Genomic DNA, 19,035 nt, shown 5'->3' with positions numbered 1-19,035 from the left:
AAGGAGAGATGGCGCCGAAGAACTTACCTCCAACCCTATTGAAGGGTTGGAGGTTTGTTTTGAATGAGCCGCAATGTTTGAGCAGGTGGCTTCATACGGCGCAAACGACGAATTCCTCCTCGCCGCAGCCGCCCAAAACCTCCGCAAACTGGCCAAGATCCTTCCTGCACCGCAGCAACCGCGAAAAGCCTGACACGAAAGGCGCTCGTGCCCCTTCCATGCGTCGATATTCTGCGCCAGCAAACGGGTGTTTTTCCACAGAATCGGCTCGCTGCCCACCTTCGCCGCGGCGAATCTGAGCGGCAGTATCGCGGACGCAGCCGACCTTCGACGAAAGGAGCTTCGAGTGTGAACACAAACGGTAGCTATTAGCGAAAACTATTGAGTAAAATGGTGCATGGGTGGTAGGCGGGCAAGCCTTCTTCCCCAAGTTGAGTGTACAGTGGCCAGCAGTCAGGCCAATTCCCAAAGCGGGAGGACAGTCAATACGTCGAGACGTGGCGAGCAGCAGCGCGATTGGCAAGTTCGAGTGCCCGACTAAAACCGTCCCCGGCAGCAAGACGGGCAACCAAAGTTCCGATGAAGCAGTCACCGGCCCCGTGAGTTGAGATGACCTCAACCTTCTCCCCCGGCACTGCAAATTTGTCTGCGTCCGAAGCAAAAGCGACGCCATCACCTCCCGCTGTGACCACCACGTAGGCGAAACGCTGAGACAGTGCCGCCGCGGCTTTCTGTGCCGTATCGAGGTCGTTGACGTCGACGCCGCACATCGCCTCCGCCTCAATCGCGTTGACGACGAGGATGTCGACGAGCGAAAGAAACTCGTCTGACATAGGGCGCCAAGGGGCGGCGTTCAGGCAGACGGTAACGTCCCGCGACCTTGCCGCACGAGCGGCGACGAGATTGGTCTCCTCGCGGATTTCGTTTTGCAGGATAAGATGCGTGGCACCATCCCACAGCTCGGGCACCTCGAGCTGTTGCGGGTCTATCATCAGGTTTGATCCCGACACGATGACCGCTCCGTAGTCGCCGGATGCGTCGCTTATTGCGACGCTCATGCCTGTGCCTACGTCTTTGGCTCGGCTCACATGAGCCGTATCCACACCGCCGGTTTGCAGACCCGCAAGCAGGAACTCGGCGAAGCCATCATTGCCTACAGCCGAAACCATTAGCGTACAAATGTCTTGTTGGGCAGTCGCGACAGCCTGATTTCCACCCTTGCCACCGAACTTGGGAAACCAGCGCATTCCAGTCACGGTCTCACCCGGTGCGGGGCGGTGTGGCGCCTCGACGAAAATGTCGTAGTGCAGGCTGCCGACAACGACGACGGCTGCGGTCGTGTTCGCCATGTGCAGGCTCCTATTTTTCCCGCTTGCTGTCGACGGATTTCATCGTCCGTGCCAGCTGGCTCTCGGCAGATGCAAAATCGCGCTGCGCGACTGAGACGAAGATCGCATCCATGATGTTGAGCTGGGCGATCCGGGCTGCCGCGTTCTCTCCGAGCAGAGGTGACCCTTGAGCAGTCGAACATAGAACGACGTCGGCAATCTCGGTGATTGGCGCGTTATTATAATTGGTTAGAGCGATGGTGCGAGCTCCGTTCTGCCGCGCCAAGCGCGTTGCGTCGATCACGGCAGAGGTCGCACCGGAGTGACTGAAACTGACCACTACGTCGTCGGGCCCGAGCAGGGCAGCTGACATCAGCATCATGTGCGAATCGTCGAACACGGCACTGCGCAGACCGATGCGCAGGAACTTGTGTGACACGTCACGCGCAATCTGGGCCGATCCGCCAAGGCCGTAGAAGTCTCGTTGTCGCGCCCCGTGTAGCAGCGTTGACGCCCGATCGAAGGCCTCCATATCGAGAATCGACATGGTTTCTTCGATGGCTTGGACTGCGGTGTTGAACACCTTGCGCACTATGTCGGAGGAACTGTCCTCCGGCGAGATTTCGCTATGGAGCGAGGCGACGTCGGATTGCTGATAGCTGACCAGTGCTTCACGAAAATCTCTGAAGCCGTTGAAGCCCAGCTTCTTGGCTATCTTGACGATCATCGCATCAGAGACACCAGAATCTTCGGCCACCTCGCGAAGCGAGGTGGTCATGTCCATGTCCGTGCGTCCGGTGATCGTATTGACGACCCGCGCTTCCAGCGGCGTGAGGGACGGGGTCCGCATCCTCACTCTTGCTCCAACGGTGCGCGGGTCGATATTCATGTATCAGGCTCTTCCTCTTGTGGCTCGGTCAATGAGCATAGCAACGATTATAATAATGCCTGTCGCAAGAAGTTGATAGAACGCCTGCACGTTCATCAGCGTCAGTCCGTTGCGAAGCGAACCAAGGATAACCGCCCCCAGTAGCGTACCGACGACCGACCCCTTGCCGCCCATCAGTGACGCACCCCCAATGGCGGCCGCTGCGATGGCGTCGAGCTCCCAAAGATTGCCCATCGTGGGATCAGCCGCGCCCAGTCGGCCCATCAGGATCAGAGCGGCGACCGCAGCAAGGCCACCCGACATCACGTATACAGTTATCCTTGTACGAGCGACGGGAACGCCTGCGATGCGCGCTGCCTCCTGGTTACCTCCAACGGCCAAGATGTACTCACCAAATGGAGTGCGGTTCAGAACGATCCACAATAGCAGAGCGATTAGGCCGACGATGACGACAGGGACCGGAACGCCCAGAAGATCACCGTTGATAAATGCACGGAATTCGGTGGGAATACCGAAAATAGGATTGCCGCCGGTGAAGATCAGTGCAAGCGCCCGATAGAGCGAAAGGCCCCCCAAGGTTACGATAAACGGCTGAAGGCCTGCAAAGGCGATCAGGCAACCATTGAACAACCCGCACAACATTCCTGTGCCCATGGCGCCCAGCAATGCTACGGGCAGTGGAACCCCCGCGGTCATGAGTGCGGCGCCCGCAACGGCCGAAATCGCCGCCGCCGGACCCACCGAGAGGTCGATCCCCCCCGAGATGATGACGAAGGTCATCCCCAGCGCGATGCAGGCATTGATCGACGATTGCTGCAGGATGTTGAGTACATTCGGCGCGGTCATGAAGACAGGGTTCAGAACGGCGAAAACAATCAGGATCAACGCAAGGCCAAAAAGCGTGCCTGCGTCACGGAGGTTGATGAAGGCCGGCAGGAACGAGCGTCGGCCTTCTGCCTCATTGGCCTTGGTATCGGATGTGTTTGTCATGGCTTGGCTCACGCTGGTTCGGCAGTTCGCTGAGAACTGCGGCTTTTCGACTTTGGAATGGCGAGGGCGGCGATCCGGCCTTCGTCGACGTCACAACCCGAAAGGACCCCTGCGATCTCGCCTTCGCGCATCACCATCACCCGGTCGGATAGGCGCAGGATCTCTGGCAGCTCGGAGCTGACGACGATAATCGATTTGCCCTGCGCCGCGAGCCGCTCGATCAGATCGTAAATTTCCGATTTGGCGCCGATGTCGATGCCGCGCGTCGGCTCGTCGAACAGCAGGATATCTACATCCGCGGCCAGCCAGCGACCAATAATGGCCTTCTGCTGGTTTCCACCTGAGAATTGGCCGATGGCCCGGTCCACGTTCGGCGGGCGCAGGTTCATTTGCTGCATCAGTTCGGTCGCCTCGCGGCGAAGATGCGCGCGACGGATCAATCCAGCGGAGGAGAAACGGTTCATGCAGGGCAGGGCTATATTGGATGCGACAGATCGGTCGCGAACAATGCCGTCCTTCTTACGTTCCTCCGGCACCAGCCCGATCCCGGCCGAGATTGCTTCACGCGGCGAGCGGAAACTATGCTCGCTTCCTCTAATTTCGATGCTGCCTTCGGTCGCGCGGTCGATGCCCGCGATCAGCCGCATCAGCTCGGTTCGGCCAGAACCGACGAGTCCTGCAAGGCCCAGCACTTCGCCCTTATGCAGCTCAAAGCTGGCGTCGCGGATCATCCGACCGTCGCCCAAGCCTTCTACCCGCAGCACAGTCTCGGCTTCGGCATGGCTGACATGTTGCTCCGCCTGGATTTCGCGCCCCACCATGCTGGCGATCACTTCGTCCTCGCTGGTTTCAGTGAGATCGACTGTAGCTACGAAGCGTCCGTCACGCAGAATTGTTGCGCGTTGGCAGACTTGGAACACTTCGTCCATTTTGTGCGAGACATAGATGATCGAGACCCCCTGCGCCGACAGCTTGCGGATCAGCGCTGCGAGATTGTCGAACTCCGAGGGCGTCAGAGACGAGGTGGGCTCGTCCATGGCGATGATCTTCGCATCGTCCAACAAAGCACGGGCGATCTCGACGATTTGCTGCTGTGCGACCTTCAGTTCATGAATCGGTCGACCCGGATCGATACTGGGGTCCAAATCCGCCAGAATAGAGCGCGCTCGCGTCTCTTGGGCACGCCGGTTCACGAGGAGCCCACCTGCCATCTTCAGAGGTCGGCCCAGAAAGATGTTCTGCGCCACACTCAGTCCCGGGACGTGTTGAAGTTCCTGATGGATCATCGCGATCCCGGCAGCGCGTGCATCTTTGGGACTGCCAGGGCGTACGGTCTCGCCGTCGATCCGGATCCCGCCCGCATCGGGCTTCAGAACAGCCGCCAGAACATTCAGCATCGTGGATTTGCCCGCGCCGTTCTCGCCCAGAAGCCCGTGAACTTCGCCGGGGCGGACCTGAAAAGACACATCTTCCAGCGCCTTGACGCCTGGGAAGCCCTTGGAAATCCCGTCGACGGCGAGACGGTTGATGTCGGTTGCCATGGTGGGACCTTTCGATGAGGGGAGCCGCACGACACGCACAACGCGTCCGGCGGTCCCCGATCGATGGATCGGCCTTATTCGGCCAGAAGCATCTCGCGCAGCGCAGCGGTATCCTCGATGGAGTACTGTTCGATGTTCTCCGAGGTGATCAGAGCTTGGGGCGTGGCCACCACGCGCGGAAGATCCTGCCCATCAAGAAGGCGCAGAGCGACTTCCATCGCAACTTCGCCTGTCAGGACGGGAAAGCTGTCGACGGTTCCGGTTAGGTCTCCCGCTCGGATCGAGTCGTAGGCGTCCGAGATGCCGTCGGTGCCGAATACAGCTACCTGCTCCTGAAGATCGGCCGCCTTAACCGCCTCGACCACGCCAAGCGCCATGCCGTCGTTGTTGGCATAAAAGCCGATCAGGTCGGGATGTTGCTGCAGGATAGTCGACGCTGCGTTGTAGGCCTCTTCGCGGCTCCAGTTCGCGGGAACGCTCGCTACCACTTCGAGACCATCTATCTCATTGATAGTGGTGGTAAAGCCGTCGGTACGCTGACCCGCAGCAAACACGCCAGGCTGGCCCTCGATCACCGCAACTTTGCCCCCATCGGTGTTTTCGATGAACCATTGCGCCACGCGCACGCCGTTGTCGCGCTGAACGTTTCCTACATAATGTTCGACCGAGGGGATGACCGCATCATTCACGTTCACCACAGGGATGTCTTGCGATCTCGCGCGCTCCAGCGCTGGCTGCAGGTTGTTGTCGGTCTGCGGCGAGAACAACAGCGCGTCATAGCCCTGCAATAGCATGTTTTCGGCGATCGATAGCTGCGCCAGTTGATCGCCCTCGCTCGGCGCCGCCTGATAGGCGAAATCAACGCCATACTCATCGGCGACATTCTTGTAACCGATACCCAGCGACCGCCAGTATTCGTTCGTCAGCGTTTTTGAGACGCCACCAACCGAAGCATCCTCGGTCGGAGCCGGAACCGGACCGAACTCGGCTTCGAGCTGCGACCAGTCGATGCGGTCCACCTCAGTATCGGAGTTCAGGGGTGGCAGGTCTTGCGCCATGGCAAGGCCGGCGCTGCTCGCAAAAGTTCCAGCGAGCAGGATCGTCTTCAATGTCTTCGTCATTTGGGTCTCCTCCCTTTACGTAGATCTATGATGTCGTGAATTTTAGCCGCCCGTGAGGATCCTCTGTACGGCGCGTTGCGCAGCGGGGGAATTCTGTTTGCCAATGGCGGATCTCAGTGTGTTGTCAGCCTCGACCTTCTCGGCCATCGCCATCAGCCGCTCGACCATCTCGATGTTCGCGGCACATTCCTCGACCGGATCGATGCCCGATGCGTCCGGGAAGGTGTCGAAGTAAATCACCCCCTCATACCCGTCCCGCCGGATCTGGGTTAGCAGCTCAAGAGTGGCCTGAGGGTGAACAGAGCCTACCATCAGGCCATCATCCCGCTTGGCGTATCCGTCGTTGAGATGCACGCCGAGCAGGCGCGAGCGGCGGGTGATCAGAGCGGCGGCGAAGGCTGGCATCTCGTCCGCATAGAGAACATGCGCGAAATCGAGTGTGACACCGAGATTTTTTGCCCCGGTCTCATCGATGGCAAGCAAGGTCGTTGCGGCATCGGGTAGAAGTGCGAATGAGCGGGGCTCATTTGGCTTGTACTCGATGGAAATCAGGCATTCAGGGGCATATTCAGCCACCTCCTGTATGCCACTGACCTCATCCTCCCACATTTTAGAGTAGTCGCCCTGAAAGCTGTAATCGAAGCCATCCTGACCCATCCAAAGAGTCATCAGAGGCGCGTCCATTTCCAGAGCGGCATCGATGCCCTTTTTGGTCAGATCGATCGCCTCGCGTCGGACTGCCGCGTCGGGATTGGTGAAAGCGCCAAGCTTGAATGCGGGATTGGTGTAGTAGCGCATAGCCAGACCGTTGATCTCAAGCCCCATGTCGTTGATCTCGGAGCGGACGGCCTTCGGATCGTCCGATACGTGATCCGGATAGTTCAGGTCAACATGGGTCAACCCAGGCACTTTGGCCGCGCGGCGCGCTGTCATCATCGGTGTCGGCTTGCCTTTGTGATCAGGCCACTCTGCCTCCGCCTTTGCGGCGAACGAGTTCAGTCGGGTCGCGAAGCGGGTCATGGGTTGTCCTCCTAACTTTACGATTAACCATATTGTTGTGAAGTTGGCAAGGATCTTTGTGCGGCTGCTGTGATCGCCGCTCTGATGTGGCTGGAGGTGGAACCGCGTCATGCAGCAAAGAGGCCCCTTCTCGTCTGAGCGGCGCCAAACCGTGCTGTGAAGCCGGTTCCGAAACTTGCGATATTAGTGGTTTCTGTCCCGCCCCAAGAGGCCTCGCGTTGTCAGAAGGTTAGCCGGGACAGAACCCCGAGGAAAAACCAATGTGGTTCTTGCGCGTTTATGGCTGCTCGTGAGAGCGTTCGTTCGCTGCAACCCGTCTAAGGCGTAGGTCGGGCTCTGACCTGTCATTCGCTACGCTGTCCCGAAGGTCGGCTTCGGTGACAAGGCACCAACTTTGCAAAGCACGCTTCCTGCGCATTGCTGCCGCTGCTCGCAACCAACGCTGCATGCGCAGCGAATTCACACTTCGTCCGCATCAGCGACCTTGGCTCAGCGTTCAGCGAACGCCCGTGAAGAACCTACATCCGACTTGCCACAATCCCTCACCCCCGCTAACACCCCTCCCATGACACTGACGCAGCACCCCCGACGAGGCCGCTGAGCCTCTTCCCGCCGCGCCCTTCCGGGCACGCGGCGCGCCTGCGTCCGTCATACCCCCCGCAAAATCTTGACTTGGCCCCGTGCCCTTGGCACCCCTAGGCCTTCCATTTCGAGGATACGAACATGATCCCGTCCGTCCTTCCGACCTACAACCGTGCGCCGCTCACCTTCGTGAAGGGTGAGGGGGCCTGGCTGATCGAGGCGGATGGGCGACGCTTCCTGGATCTCGGCGCGGGGATCGCGGTGAACGCGCTCGGCCACGCGCATCCGGCGCTCATTGAGGCGCTCTCGGAGCAGGCGCATGCGCTCTGGCACACGTCGAACCTCTACCGCATTCCCCAGCAGGAGGCGCTCGCCGATGCGCTGGTGGAGGCGACTTTCGCCGATACCGTCTTCTTCACCAATTCCGGCACGGAGAGCTGCGAGCTCGCGGTGAAGATGGCGCGGAAATACTGGTATGAAGAAGGCCAGGCGGACCGCACCGAGATCGTGGCCTTCTCGGGCAGTTTCCACGGCCGCTCCTCGGCGGGCATCGCCGCGGCGGGGTCGGAGAAGATGACCAAGGGGTTCGGCCCGCTTCTGCCCGGCTTCACCCATCTCGAGTTTGGAGACCACGACGCGCTGAAGGCGGCTGTCACCGACAAGACCGCCGCTGTCCTCATCGAGCCCGTGCAGGGCGAGGGCGGCATCCGCCCCGTGCCCGATCATTGCCTCAAGGGCCTGCGCGAGCTTTGCGACGAAACCGGCGCGCTTCTGATCTTCGACGAGGTGCAATGCGGTATGGGCCGGACGGGCCGTCTTTTCGCCCATGAATGGGCCGGGATCGCGCCAGACATCATGATGGTCGCCAAGGGCATCGGTGGGGGCTTCCCCCTGGGCGCGGTGCTGGCGAGCGAAAAGGCTGCCTCGGGGATGACCGCGGGCACGCATGGCTCGACCTATGGGGGCAATCCCCTGGGCTGCGCCGTGGGCCTCAAGGTCATGGAGGTGATGACCGCGCCGGGCTTTCTCGACGGCGTCAGCCGCCGCGCGGCCCATCTCCGCCAGAGGCTCGAAGGTCTCGTGGCCGAGCATCCCGAGGTCTTCACCGAGGTGCGCGGATCGGGCCTGATGCTGGGCCTCGTCTGCAAGGCGACCAATACCGACGTGATGAAGGCCGGGTATGAGGCCGAGATCCTTACCGTTCCCGCAGGCGACAACGTGCTGCGCCTTCTGCCGCCGCTCACGATCACCGAAGAGGAGATCGGCGAGGCCGTCTCCCGTCTCGGCCGCGCCGCGAGCGCCGTCGCCGCCTGATCCCATATTCTTCGCCGGGCCGCCCCGGCGCATCCGAAAGACCAGAAAGATGAAGCATTTCCTCGACATCCATAAGACCGATCCCGGCGATCTGCGCGCCATCCTCGACGCCGCGCAGCGCATCAAGTCGGCGCGCAACGGCGCAGGCAAGGCCGTGCCCGATGCCGAACAGCCGCTCGCCGGCCACATGGTCGCCCTCATCTTCGAGAAACCCTCGACCCGCACCCGCGTCTCCTTCGACGTGGGCGTGCGCCAGATGGGGGGCGAGACGATGGTGCTTTCGGGCTCCGACCTGCAGCTCGGCCACGGTGAGACCATCGCCGATACCGCGCGCGTGCTGTCGCGCTTCGTCGACCTCATCATGATCCGCACCTTCGACGAGAGCGTGCTGACCGAGATGGCTGAGTTCGCCACAGTCCCGGTCATCAACGGGCTCACCGACCGCACGCATCCCTGCCAGATCATGGCCGACGTGATGACCTACGAGGAGCATCGCGGCCCGATCGCGGGCAAGAAGGTCGTCTGGTCGGGCGATGGCAACAACGTCTGCTCCTCCTGGCTGCATGCGGCCGCGCAATTCGGCTTCGACTTCACCTTCACCGGGCCAGTGCAGCTCGATCCCAAGATGGAATTCGTGGGGCTCGCCCGGAATGCGGGCGCCAATGTCAGTATCGAGCGCGATCCGCAGAAGGCGGTCGAGGGCGCGGATCTCGTCATCACCGATACCTGGGTGTCGATGCACGACGCCCAGAGCGCGCGGGAGCGGCGGCACAACATGCTGCGCCCCTACCAGGTCAATCGCGACCTCATGGCCCGCGCCAAGGAGGATGCGCTCTTCATGCATTGCCTGCCCGCGCACAGGGAAGAGGAAGTCACCTCAGAGGTGATGGACGGACCACATTCGGTGATCTGGGACGAGGCCGAGAACCGGCTGCACGCGCAGAAGGCCATCATGCGGTGGTGCGTGGGCGCGTGAGCTTGCCGCAGCACCGCCTTCGCCCGGCATGAGCCTGCCCATCGAAGACGCGCTGCCGGCGCTTCTTAAGGCGATCGGGCAGCAGGGCCGCGCGGTCCTGCAGGCCCCGCCGGGTGCGGGCAAGACGACGCGGGTGCCGCTGGCGCTTCTTGAGGCGGGTCTGGTCGACGGCACAATCCTGATGCTGGAGCCCCGCCGGCTCGCCGCGCGCGCTGCCGCCGAACGTATGGCCGAGACGCTGGGCGAGCGGGTGGGCGAGACGGTCGGCTACCGTATCCGGGGCGAGGCCAAGGTGTCGAAGGCGACCCGGATAGAGGTCGTCACCGAAGGGATCCTGACGCGTCGCCTGCAATCGGACCCCGAGCTTGCCGGCGTCGGCGCGGTGCTTTTCGACGAATTTCACGAACGCTCGCTCAATACCGATCTTGGCCTCGCGCTCTGTCTCGAGGTCGCGGGCGCATTGCGCGAGGATCTGATCCTTCTGCCCATGTCGGCGACGCTTGATGCCGGACCCGTGGCAGATCTTCTGAACGCTCCTGTCATTACCTCGGAAGGACGCAGCTTTCCGGTCGATATCCGCTGGCGCGATGTGCCACTCGCCAATGGTGCGCGGCTTGAGAATGCGGTCGCGGAGACCGTCACGGAGGCTCTCGGTGTCGAGGAGGGCGGCATCCTCGTCTTCCTGCCGGGTGAGCGCGAGATCCGCGCCGTCGCGGCGCAGCTTGGCAAACGTGTCGGCGCGGATGTGCAGATCCGTCCGCTGTTCGGCGCGATGCCCTTCGCCGAACAGCGCGCGGCGATCCGGCCCGAACCCTCGGGCCGCAAGGTGGTGCTTGCCACGTCCATCGCGGAAACCTCGCTGACCATCGAAGATATCCGTGTCGTCGTCGATGCCGGGCTCGCGCGGCGGGCGCGCTTCGATCCGGGCTCGGGCATGTCGCGTCTGGTGACAGAGCGGGCCTCGAAAGCCGAGGCGAAGCAGCGCGCGGGCCGGGCGGGGCGCGTCGCGCCCGGCGTCGCCTACCGTCTCTGGACCAAGGGAGAGGAAGGCGGCATGCCCGCCTTCGCGCCGCCGGAAATCGAGGTCGCGGATCTTGCCGGACTTGCGCTCGAGCTCGCGGTCTGGGGCGCGGGGCCGGAGGATCTGCCGTTCCTGACGCGGCCGCCGCAGGGGCCCTATTCCGAAGCGCGGTCGCTGCTGGCGGAGCTTGGCGCGCTCGATGCGGGGGGCCGGGTCACGGCTCATGGACGTGACATGGCCCGAATGCCACTGCACCCGCGTCTCGCACACATGCTTGCGCGAGCGGGACAAGGGGCTGCGGCCCTTGCCGCGCTGCTGTCCGATCGCGATCCTCTGCGCGGCGCGCCTGCGGAATTGACGCTTCGGCTCGAGGCGCTGCGCGATCCCAAGGGCTTCGCCGCAGGGCGGCCTTTCGAGGTGAGCCGAGGCGGGCTCGAACGGATCAAGGCCGAGGCCAAGCGGCTGGCAAGGCTTGGTGGCGAGGATGCCGGGCTCTCGACTGCCGAGATGGCCGCGCTTGCCTATCCCGACCGGATCGGGCTGCGCCGCAAGGGTGATGCGCCGCGCTACCAGCTTTCGGGCGGATCGGGCGGCGCGTTGAGCGAGGACGACCCCTTGGGATCGGCGCGCCTCATCGTGGCGACCGATCTTGACGGCGATCGGCGCGAGGCGCGTATCCGGCAGGCGATCCAGATCACCGAAGGCGAGCTGCGCGCGGTCTTCGCCGATCGCATCGGCTGGATGCGCCTCTGCGAATGGTCCCGCCGCGACGCCCGCGTTCTCGCGCGCGAGCAGGAGCGGCTCGGTCAGATCGCCCTCGATGACCGGATCTGGCGGGACGCGCCGCCAGACGCGCTGGCGGAGGCGATGCTGGACGGGGTGCGGGACATGGGGCTCGGGATTCAGGCGAAATCGCAGCGCTTCCTCGCGCGGATCGAGATCGGCCGCGAGGCGGGCCTTGACCTACCCGCATCGGACGAGGAGACCTTGATGGCGACGCTGGAGGACTGGCTCTTGCCGTTTCTCGGCGGCGTTCTGAGCCGGCAGGACTGGAAGCGCTTCGACCTGCTGCCCGCACTGGAGGCGCGGCTCGATTTCGCGGCACGGCAAGCGCTTGATCGCGCGGTTCCCGGCAGTTTCACAACGCCGCTCGGCAGGTCGATCCCGATCGATTATTCCGGCGACGTGCCGGAGATTTCTCTGCGGCTGCAGGAGATGTTCGGTCAGCGCGTGCACCCGAAGGTCGGGGAGAAACCCCTCAAGGTCACGCTTTTGTCCCCGGCCGGGCGCGCGGTGCAAACCACGATGGATCTGCCGGGCTTCTGGGAAAGTTCATACGCCGATGTGCGAAAGGACATGCGCGGGCGGTATCCCAAGCATCCCTGGCCGGAAGATCCGCGCGAGGCCGATCCCACGCTTCGGGCCAAACCGCGGCGCTGAGGCAGAGGTGCGAGGGGCCAGCCCCTCGCGCTCCCCGCGGGTATTTTTACCAATCCAAAGAGGGGGCGCCGTCGCTTTGTCCCCGGTGGGGCGTTGCCGCGGGGCAGCGCGCGCCATAGGTATCTTCGCAAAGGAGATCCCCCAATGAACAATCCGCTTCTCGAGCCCTGGTCCACCCCGTTCGGCATCCCGCCTTTCGCCGAGATATCCGACGAGGATTACGCGCCCGCGCTCGAGACCGCGCTGATCGAACATGATGCCGAGATCGCGGCAATCGCAGAGAACCCCGCCGCGCCGTCTTTCGAGAACACGATCGTCGCGCTGGAAGGCGCGGGTGCGGCGCTCGACAAGGTCTTGTCGGCCTTCTTCGCGGTGGCCGGGGCGGACACCAACCCCAGACGCCAGGAATTGCAGCGGGATTTCTCGCCGAAGCTCTCGGCGCATTTTTCGGGCATCTACGCCAATGCGGCGTTGTTCGCGCGGATCGAGGCGCTGTGGCAGACCCGTGAAGAGCACGACCTCGGTCCCGAAGAGCAGCGACTGCTGAAACTCACCCGCCGCGGGTTCGTGCGCGCCGGGGCGGCGCTCAAGGGCAGTGACGCGGACCGGATGCGCGAGATCAAGTCGAGGCTCTCCGTGCTCGGCACAGCGTTCACGCAGAACCTTCTGGCGGACGAGGCGGGCTGGCAGATGGAGCTGTCCGAGGATGACCTCACCGGGCTGCCGGACTTCGTGAAGGCCTCCGCCCGCGCGGCGGGGGAAGAGCGCGGTGCGGGCGGGCCGGTGATCACGCTGTCACGCTCGCTGATCGTGCCATTCCTGCAATTCTCGGCCCGCCGCGATCTGCGCGAGCGCGCCTGGCGGGCCTGGACGTCCCGCGGCGCGAACGGGGGCGAGACCGACAATCGCGAGATCGCCCGCGAGGTTCTGGCTCTGCGCGAAGAGCGGGCGAAGCTTCTCGGCTACGACAGCTTCGCGGCCTACAAGCTCGAGACCGAGATGGCCGGCACGCCCGCCGCGGTGCGCGATCTTCTGACAGCGGTCTGGGAGCCGGCAAAGGCGCAGGCGCTCGCCGACCAGGACGCGCTTGCCGCGCTCATGCAGGACGAGGGCGTGAACGGCCCGCTGCAGCCCTGGGACTGGCGCTATTACGCGGAGAAACGCCGGAAGGCGGAGCATGACCTCGATGAAACCGCGCTGAAACCCTACCTGCAGCTCGAACGGATGATCGAGGCGGCATTCGACTGCGCGAACCGTCTGTTCGGGCTCGAATTCAAACCGCTCGATGTCGGTCTTTACCACTCCGATTGCCGCGCCTGGGAGGTAACGCGACACGGCCAGCACCTCGCGGTGTTCGTGGGCGACTATTTCGCGCGCGCTTCCAAGCGCTCGGGCGCGTGGTGCTCGGCGATGCGGATGCAGGCCAAGCGCCCGGAGGTGAAGACGCCGATCGTCGTCAATGTCTGCAACTTCGCCAAGCCCTCGAAAGGCACGCCCGCGCTTTTGTCCTACGATGACGCGCGAACGCTCTTTCACGAGTTCGGCCACGCGCTGCACCAGATCCTGTCGGATGTGGAGTTCGGCTCGATGGCCGGGACCAGCGTGGCGCGGGATTTCGTCGAATTGCCCTCGCAGCTCTATGAGCACTGGCTCGAAGTCCCCGAGGTGCTGAAGAGCTATGCCACCCATGTCGAGACCGGCGAGCCGATGCCGCAGGAGATGCTGGATAAGGTGTTGAAGGCTGCGAATTTCGATCAGGGCTTCCAGACCGTGGAATACGTGGCTTCCGCGATGGTGGACCTCGAGTTCCACGACGGCCCGCCGCCCGCCGATCCAATGGCGCGGCAGGCGGAGATCCTGCAGGAAATGGGCATGCCCGAGGCCATCGCGATGCGTCACGCCACGCCGCATTTCGCGCATGTCTTCGCGGGCGACGGCTATTCCTCGGGCTATTACAGCTACATGTGGTCCGAAGTCATGGATGCCGATGCCTTCGCCGCCTTCGAGGAGGCAGGCGGGGCGTTCCATGCCGCGATGGCCGAGAAGCTGGAGCGCTTCATCCTGTCCAAGGGCGGATCGGCCGAGGCCGAAGATCTCTATGTCAGTTTCCGTGGCAAGATGCCGGGTGTCGACGCGCTTCTGAAAGGCCGCGGGCTCGCGGCCTGAGGCTCAGAACGGCTGGCGTTCGAGGGTGAAGCCTTGCGCTTCGAGCAGCGCAAGAAGCCCATCCTCGCCCGGCAAATGCGCCGCGCCTGCCGCGACCATGATCGAGGTGCCAGGCGTGGCGGCGTCAAGGATCACCGGCATCCAGGCGCGGTTGCGATCGCGAAGCAGCGCACCTTCCATCTCCGCGATGGCGGAGCGGACCTCGCGAGGGTCCGCGTCCGAAGCTTCTGCGGTCAGCACACCCGACAGCACCCAGCTCTCGGCGGTCTGTTCCTCGAAATAGGCCTCCCGGAGCGTGGCGAAGATGTCTTCGGCAACGTTCGGTGGAAGAATGCCCGCCGTGATCGTCTCGGCCTGCTCCTCGAGAGGGATCGCTTCGAAAGCCTCGAAGACGGTGATGGGATCCTCCAGCGCGGCGGTGGGCGTGCCGGTCTCGCGCGCGACATCCTGAAGCCGCGCGTCAAGTCCCGTCGCCCCGCCGAGGGTCACGTCCATGCAAGGCGGCATGGCCAGGATCATCGAGACGTACCAGGGCTTGAACTTGGCGGCCATGAAGGGCGGCATACCACGCGCACTGACCGCCTCCGCGATGCGCTGCCAGTCGTCTTCGGGCAGAAGGTCGGGCAAGCTACTGTCTTCGAGAACGAAAAAGGACGGATCGGAGGCGAGCCTCTCGACCATCGCGGCCTCCTCCTCGGCGGTGAGTTCGAGCAGCAGAAGGTCAGAGGCCGCGACCAGCGGACGCAATCGCTCCGTCACGGCGTCGAAGCGGCCATCATCCACATGCATCGTGCCGACGAGGCGGATTTCCTGTGCGCCACGCGTGGCGAGCCAGTGGTTGCCGGTGGGATTCGGCATGTCCCGGATGCGTGTCGCGATCTCCGCGCGCGCCGCGTCCGAGAGGGTCGGCCGCAGGTCCGTTCCGGCGCAGTCGGCATGGGCCAGCGTGCTGCCGATGAGCCAGAAGAGGACGGAGAAAAAGACGCGCATCGGCAGAAGCTCCACAAGTGTTCAATCAACGCTAGGAGAGGGGCTTGCCAGCGGCAAGATCCGCGAGGAGTCTGAGCCGCGATGTCACGGGAAAGCGATCTCTACGCGCCGATCAAGGCCTATCTCCAAGCACAGGGCTACGACGTCAAAGGCGAGGTCGGAGCGGCGGATGTGGTGGCGTGCCGCGCGGGCGAGCCGCCGGTGATCGTGGAGCTGAAGCGATCCGTCACGCTCGGCCTGGTGCATCAGGGCATTGCGCGGCTGTCGCTCACCGATCACGTCTATCTTGCCGTGGCGCGTCCCTCGGGCGTGCGTGCGAAGCGGGCGCTGAAGGACAATGTCGCGCTCTGCCGCAGGCTCGGGCTCGGGTTTCTGACGGTGCGGGCGCGGGACGGCAAGGTCGAGGTCCATGCCGATCCGGGGCCCTACGCGCCACGAAAGAACCGCAAGGCGCAAGCTCGGCTCCTGCGCGAGTTCGAGCGCCTGCGCGGCGATCCGAACGATGGCGGCGCAACGCGGCACGGGCTTGTCACCGGCTATCGGCAGGATGCCCTCGCATGCGCGGCCTATCTGGCGGCAAGCGGCGCGGAGAAGGGCGCGATCGTCGCAAAGGCTACGGGCGTGCCAGAGGCCACGCGGATCATGCGCGACAACCATTATGGCTGGTTCGAGAAGGTGGAGACGGGGGTCTATACGCTGACCGCCGGGGGGCATGCGGGTCTGGCGCATTGGGCCGGAAGTTGGGAAGATTCGCGCTGAGATGGACATGTATCGGGCCTTGTGTATATATGTACGTATATACGCCCGGAGGCCGCAATGATCGAAACCAAAATTCGCAAGGTCGGCAATTCGGCGGCCATGACCCTCACGACCGAAATGCTCGCCATTCTCGACGCCAAGGAAGGTGACACTCTTTATGTGGTGCGCGGCGATGACGGGACGCTGCGGATCATGGCGCATGATCCCTCGGTCGCGGAGGCGCTTGCAGCAGCCGAAACGGTGATGGACGAGAACCGCGATCTTCTGGCCGCACTGGCGTGACCGCGCCTGTCTGGGTGCCGCTTGCGGCTGTGAAGACTATCCATGACCGGCAAATCTCTCGGCATGGCGGAGCGTCCGGTCTGCGTGACGCGGGCCTTCTTGAGGGGGCTCTGGGCAGGCCGCTCAACATCCATGCATATGGCAATCCGGACCTCTTCGACCTTTCGGCGGGATGTGCCTTCGGAATTGCCAAGGCGCACGCCTTCGTCGATGGCAACAAGCGCACGGCTTTCGTCACCTCGGTCGCCTTTCTCCGACTCAACGGATATGCGTTTCGGCCTGATCCGGTGGAGGGCGTGCGCGCCATGGAAGATCTTGCGTCGGGCGCGCTGTCCGAGGCGGATTTCGCGGCTTGGCTGAAAGCGGGCGCAAAGCCCATCTCCGAGACGGCAGAGAGCCGATAAAAATCTCTCCAGAGCTTGCTTGACACCCTGTCGCACCCTCCCTATCTCGACGGCGTTGGCACTCGACTCTGGTGAGTGCTAATGCGTCTGCCTGAGGGGGGACGCCAACAGGAACGAACTTTGAGCCAAGGAGACTCGAAGATGGCATTCAAACCGCTCCATGACCGTGTCCTGGTCCGTCGTGTCGAAAGTGACGACAAGACCAAGGGCGGCCTCATCATCCCGGAAACCGCCAAGGAAAAGCCGGCTGAAGGCATCGTGATCGCGTGTGGCGAAGGCGCGCGCAAGGACAACGGCGAGCTGATCGCTCCGGCCGTGAAAGAGGGTGACAAGATCCTCTTCGGCAAGTGGTCCGGCACGGAAGTGTCGATCGACGGCGAAGAGCTGCTCATCATGAAAGAAAGCGACATTCTCGGCATCATCGCCGATGCAGCCGAAGCGAAAGCCGCCTGAAGGGCGATTTCCTCCGGAAACGTTTTCTTTCTGACCCCGAACAAGGAGTGACAAAATATGTCTGCTAAGGACGTGAAGTTCGATACCGACGCCCGCAATCGTATGCTCAAGGGCGTCAACGTACTGGCCGATGCGGTCAAGGTGACGCTCGGCCCCAAGGGCCGCAACGTGGTCCTCGACAAGTCGTTCGGCGCACCGCGCATCACCAAGGACGGCGTCTCCGTCGCCAAGGAAATCGAGCTTGAGGACAAGTTCGAGAACATGGGCGCGCAGATGGTGAAGGAAGTTGCTTCCCGCACCAACGACGAGGCCGGCGACGGCACCACCACCGCGACCGTGCTCGCGCAGTCCATCGTCAAGGAAGGCGTCAAGGCCGTCTCCGCGGGCATGAACCCGATGGATCTCAAGCGCGGCATCGACCTCGCTTGCACCAAGGTCGTCGAGCACATCAAGAATGCCAGCCGCAAGGTCGAGAATTCCGACGAAGTGGCACAGGTCGGCACCATCTCCGCAAACGGCGAAGAGTCGATCGGCACCATGATCGCCGACGCCATGCAGAAGGTCGGCAACGAGGGTGTCATCACCGTCGAAGAGAACAAGGGCATGGAGACCGACGTCGAAGTCGTCGAAGGCATGCAGTTCGACCGTGGCTATCTCTCCCCCTACTTCGTGACCAACTCCGAGAAGATGGTCGCGGAACTCGAGGATTGCATGATCCTTCTCCACGAGAAGAAGCTCTCCTCCCTGCAGCCGCTGGTCCCGCTCCTCGAGCAGGTCATCCAGTCGCAGAAGCCGCTCCTCATCATCGCTGAAGACGTCGAAGGCGAGGCTCTGGCCACGCTCGTCGTCAACAAGCTGCGCGGCGGCCTCAAGATCGCAGCCGTCAAGGCACCGGGCTTCGGCGACCGCCGCAAGGCCATGCTGCAGGACATCGCGATCCTCACCGGCGGCCAGGTGATCTCGGAAGATCTCGGCATGAAGCTCGAGAACGTCACGATGGACATGCTCGGCCAGGCCAAGAAGGTCGACATCTCCAAGGACGAGACCACCATCGTCGATGGCGCGGGCGACAGCGCCGAGATCGAGGCGCGCGTCGGCCAGATCCGCACCCAGATCGAAGAGACGACCTCCGACTACGACCGCGAGAAGCTGCAGGAACGTGTGGCCAAGCTCGCAGGCGGCGTCGCGGTGATCCGCGTTGGCGGCATGACCGAGGTCGAAGTGAAAGAGCGTAAGGACCGCGTCGATGACGCGCTGAACGCAACCCGCGCGGCTGTCCAGGAAGGCATCGTGGTCGGCGGCGGCGTTGCGCTCGTCCAGGGTGCGAAGGCTCTCGAAGGTCTCACGGGCGCGAACAGCGACCAGAATGCCGGTATCGCCATCGTGCGCCGCGCTCTGGAAAGCCCGCTGCGCCAGATCGCCGAGAACGCAGGCGTCGACGGCTCCGTCGTTGCAGGCAAGATCCGCGAAAGCGACGATCTGAAGTTCGGCTACAATGCTCAGACCGACGAATATGGCGACATGTTCAAGTTTGGCGTCATCGACCCCGCGAAGGTCGTGCGTACCGCGCTTGAGGATGCAGCCTCCGTGGCGGGCCTCCTGATCACCACCGAAGCCATGGTCGCCGACCGTCCGCAGAAGGACAATGGCGGCGGTGCCGGTGGCGGCATGCCCGACATGGGCGGCATGGGCGGCATGATGTAATCTGCCGGTCACCGACCGAGACACCGAAAGGGCCCGCCGCGCGCGGGCCCTTTTC

Annotated in this window: 16 protein-coding genes; 9 read left to right on the top strand and 7 right to left on the bottom strand. The window is 63.3% G+C overall.

Features of this window, described 5'->3' with window-relative positions; all coding sequences use genetic code 11:
* Positions 1 to 482: 482 nt before the first annotated feature.
* The 6 genes from BM171_RS08355 to BM171_RS08330 all read right to left on the bottom strand — a co-directional run bounded on the left by BM171_RS08355 (position 483) and on the right by BM171_RS08330 (position 6,889).
* Positions 483 to 1,349 (bottom strand): ribokinase, encoded by an 867-nt coding sequence (locus BM171_RS08355; RefSeq protein ID WP_093010512.1) that lies wholly within the window; start codon positions 1,347 to 1,349, stop codon positions 483 to 485.
* Positions 1,350 to 1,359: 10 nt separating this feature from the next.
* Positions 1,360 to 2,217, bottom strand: a complete 858-nt coding sequence (locus BM171_RS08350; RefSeq protein ID WP_093010510.1) for a MurR/RpiR family transcriptional regulator — start codon at positions 2,215 to 2,217, stop codon at positions 1,360 to 1,362.
* Between the two features lie 3 nt (positions 2,218 to 2,220).
* Complete coding sequence (locus BM171_RS08345) at positions 2,221 to 3,207, bottom strand: ABC transporter permease (RefSeq protein WP_093010561.1); 987 nt, start codon at positions 3,205 to 3,207, stop codon at positions 2,221 to 2,223.
* An 8-nt stretch (positions 3,208 to 3,215) separates the two neighbouring features.
* Positions 3,216 to 4,748 (bottom strand): sugar ABC transporter ATP-binding protein, encoded by a 1,533-nt coding sequence (locus BM171_RS08340; RefSeq protein WP_093010508.1) that lies wholly within the window; start codon positions 4,746 to 4,748, stop codon positions 3,216 to 3,218.
* Positions 4,749 to 4,822: 74 nt separating this feature from the next.
* Entirely contained in the window at positions 4,823 to 5,869 is a 1,047-nt protein-coding gene (locus BM171_RS08335; RefSeq protein WP_093010506.1) for a sugar ABC transporter substrate-binding protein, read from the bottom strand.
* Positions 5,870 to 5,911: 42 nt separating this feature from the next.
* Positions 5,912 to 6,889, bottom strand: a complete 978-nt coding sequence (locus BM171_RS08330; RefSeq protein WP_245760209.1) for a sugar phosphate isomerase/epimerase family protein — start codon at positions 6,887 to 6,889, stop codon at positions 5,912 to 5,914.
* 723 nt (positions 6,890 to 7,612) lie between these two features.
* On the opposite strand from BM171_RS08330, the gene BM171_RS08325 reads away from it, so the two are divergent.
* The 4 genes from BM171_RS08325 to BM171_RS08310 all read left to right on the top strand — a co-directional run bounded on the left by BM171_RS08325 (position 7,613) and on the right by BM171_RS08310 (position 14,388).
* Positions 7,613 to 8,785 carry an aspartate aminotransferase family protein gene (locus tag BM171_RS08325; RefSeq protein WP_093010504.1) on the top strand — a complete coding sequence of 391 codons (1,173 nt, stop codon included), beginning with the start codon at positions 7,613 to 7,615 and terminating at the stop codon, positions 8,783 to 8,785.
* Positions 8,786 to 8,834: 49 nt separating this feature from the next.
* Positions 8,835 to 9,761, top strand: coding sequence for an ornithine carbamoyltransferase (gene argF / locus BM171_RS08320; protein ID WP_093010502.1), 927 nt, complete (start codon positions 8,835 to 8,837; stop codon positions 9,759 to 9,761).
* Positions 9,762 to 9,789: 28 nt separating this feature from the next.
* The gene (gene hrpB / locus BM171_RS08315) at positions 9,790 to 12,222 is read left to right on the top strand and encodes an ATP-dependent helicase HrpB (protein WP_093010500.1); all 2,433 of its coding nucleotides are present in this window, start codon (positions 9,790 to 9,792) and stop codon (positions 12,220 to 12,222) included.
* A 144-nt stretch (positions 12,223 to 12,366) separates the two neighbouring features.
* Complete coding sequence (locus BM171_RS08310; RefSeq protein WP_093010498.1) at positions 12,367 to 14,388, top strand: M3 family metallopeptidase; 2,022 nt, start codon at positions 12,367 to 12,369, stop codon at positions 14,386 to 14,388.
* A 3-nt stretch (positions 14,389 to 14,391) separates the two neighbouring features.
* Here the strand turns inward: BM171_RS08310 and BM171_RS08305 are convergent, their stop codons facing one another.
* Positions 14,392 to 15,378, bottom strand: a complete 987-nt coding sequence (locus BM171_RS08305; protein ID WP_139218684.1) for a TraB/GumN family protein — start codon at positions 15,376 to 15,378, stop codon at positions 14,392 to 14,394.
* An 81-nt stretch (positions 15,379 to 15,459) separates the two neighbouring features.
* Between BM171_RS08305 and BM171_RS08300 the strand changes: the two genes are divergently transcribed.
* The 5 genes from BM171_RS08300 (at position 15,460) to groL (ending at position 18,980) form a co-directional block, all read left to right on the top strand.
* Positions 15,460 to 16,137: a DUF2161 domain-containing phosphodiesterase gene (locus tag BM171_RS08300; protein ID WP_093010494.1), complete on the top strand. Its 678-nt coding sequence runs from the start codon at positions 15,460 to 15,462 to the stop codon at positions 16,135 to 16,137.
* A gap of 57 nt (positions 16,138 to 16,194) precedes the next feature.
* Positions 16,195 to 16,419, top strand: coding sequence for an AbrB/MazE/SpoVT family DNA-binding domain-containing protein (locus tag BM171_RS08295; RefSeq protein WP_093010492.1), 225 nt, complete (start codon positions 16,195 to 16,197; stop codon positions 16,417 to 16,419).
* A complete protein-coding gene (locus tag BM171_RS08290) occupies positions 16,416 to 16,823 on the top strand; it encodes a type II toxin-antitoxin system death-on-curing family toxin (protein ID WP_093010490.1) in 408 nt (135 codons plus the stop codon). The genes BM171_RS08295 and BM171_RS08290 overlap by 4 nt, the downstream gene beginning before the upstream one ends.
* A gap of 141 nt (positions 16,824 to 16,964) precedes the next feature.
* Positions 16,965 to 17,276 carry a co-chaperone GroES gene (locus BM171_RS08285; RefSeq protein ID WP_093010488.1) on the top strand — a complete coding sequence of 104 codons (312 nt, stop codon included), beginning with the start codon at positions 16,965 to 16,967 and terminating at the stop codon, positions 17,274 to 17,276.
* A 57-nt stretch (positions 17,277 to 17,333) separates the two neighbouring features.
* Positions 17,334 to 18,980 (top strand): chaperonin GroEL, encoded by a 1,647-nt coding sequence (gene groL, locus BM171_RS08280; protein ID WP_093010486.1) that lies wholly within the window; start codon positions 17,334 to 17,336, stop codon positions 18,978 to 18,980.
* The last annotated feature ends 55 nt before the right edge of the window (positions 18,981 to 19,035 follow it).

It is taken from the genome of Roseivivax halotolerans (genome assembly GCF_900115815.1).
Classification (GTDB): Bacteria; Pseudomonadota; Alphaproteobacteria; order Rhodobacterales; family Rhodobacteraceae; genus Roseivivax; species Roseivivax halotolerans.
Note: the sequence above shows the minus strand (reverse complement) of the source record. Positions and strands in the feature narration are given on the sequence as shown.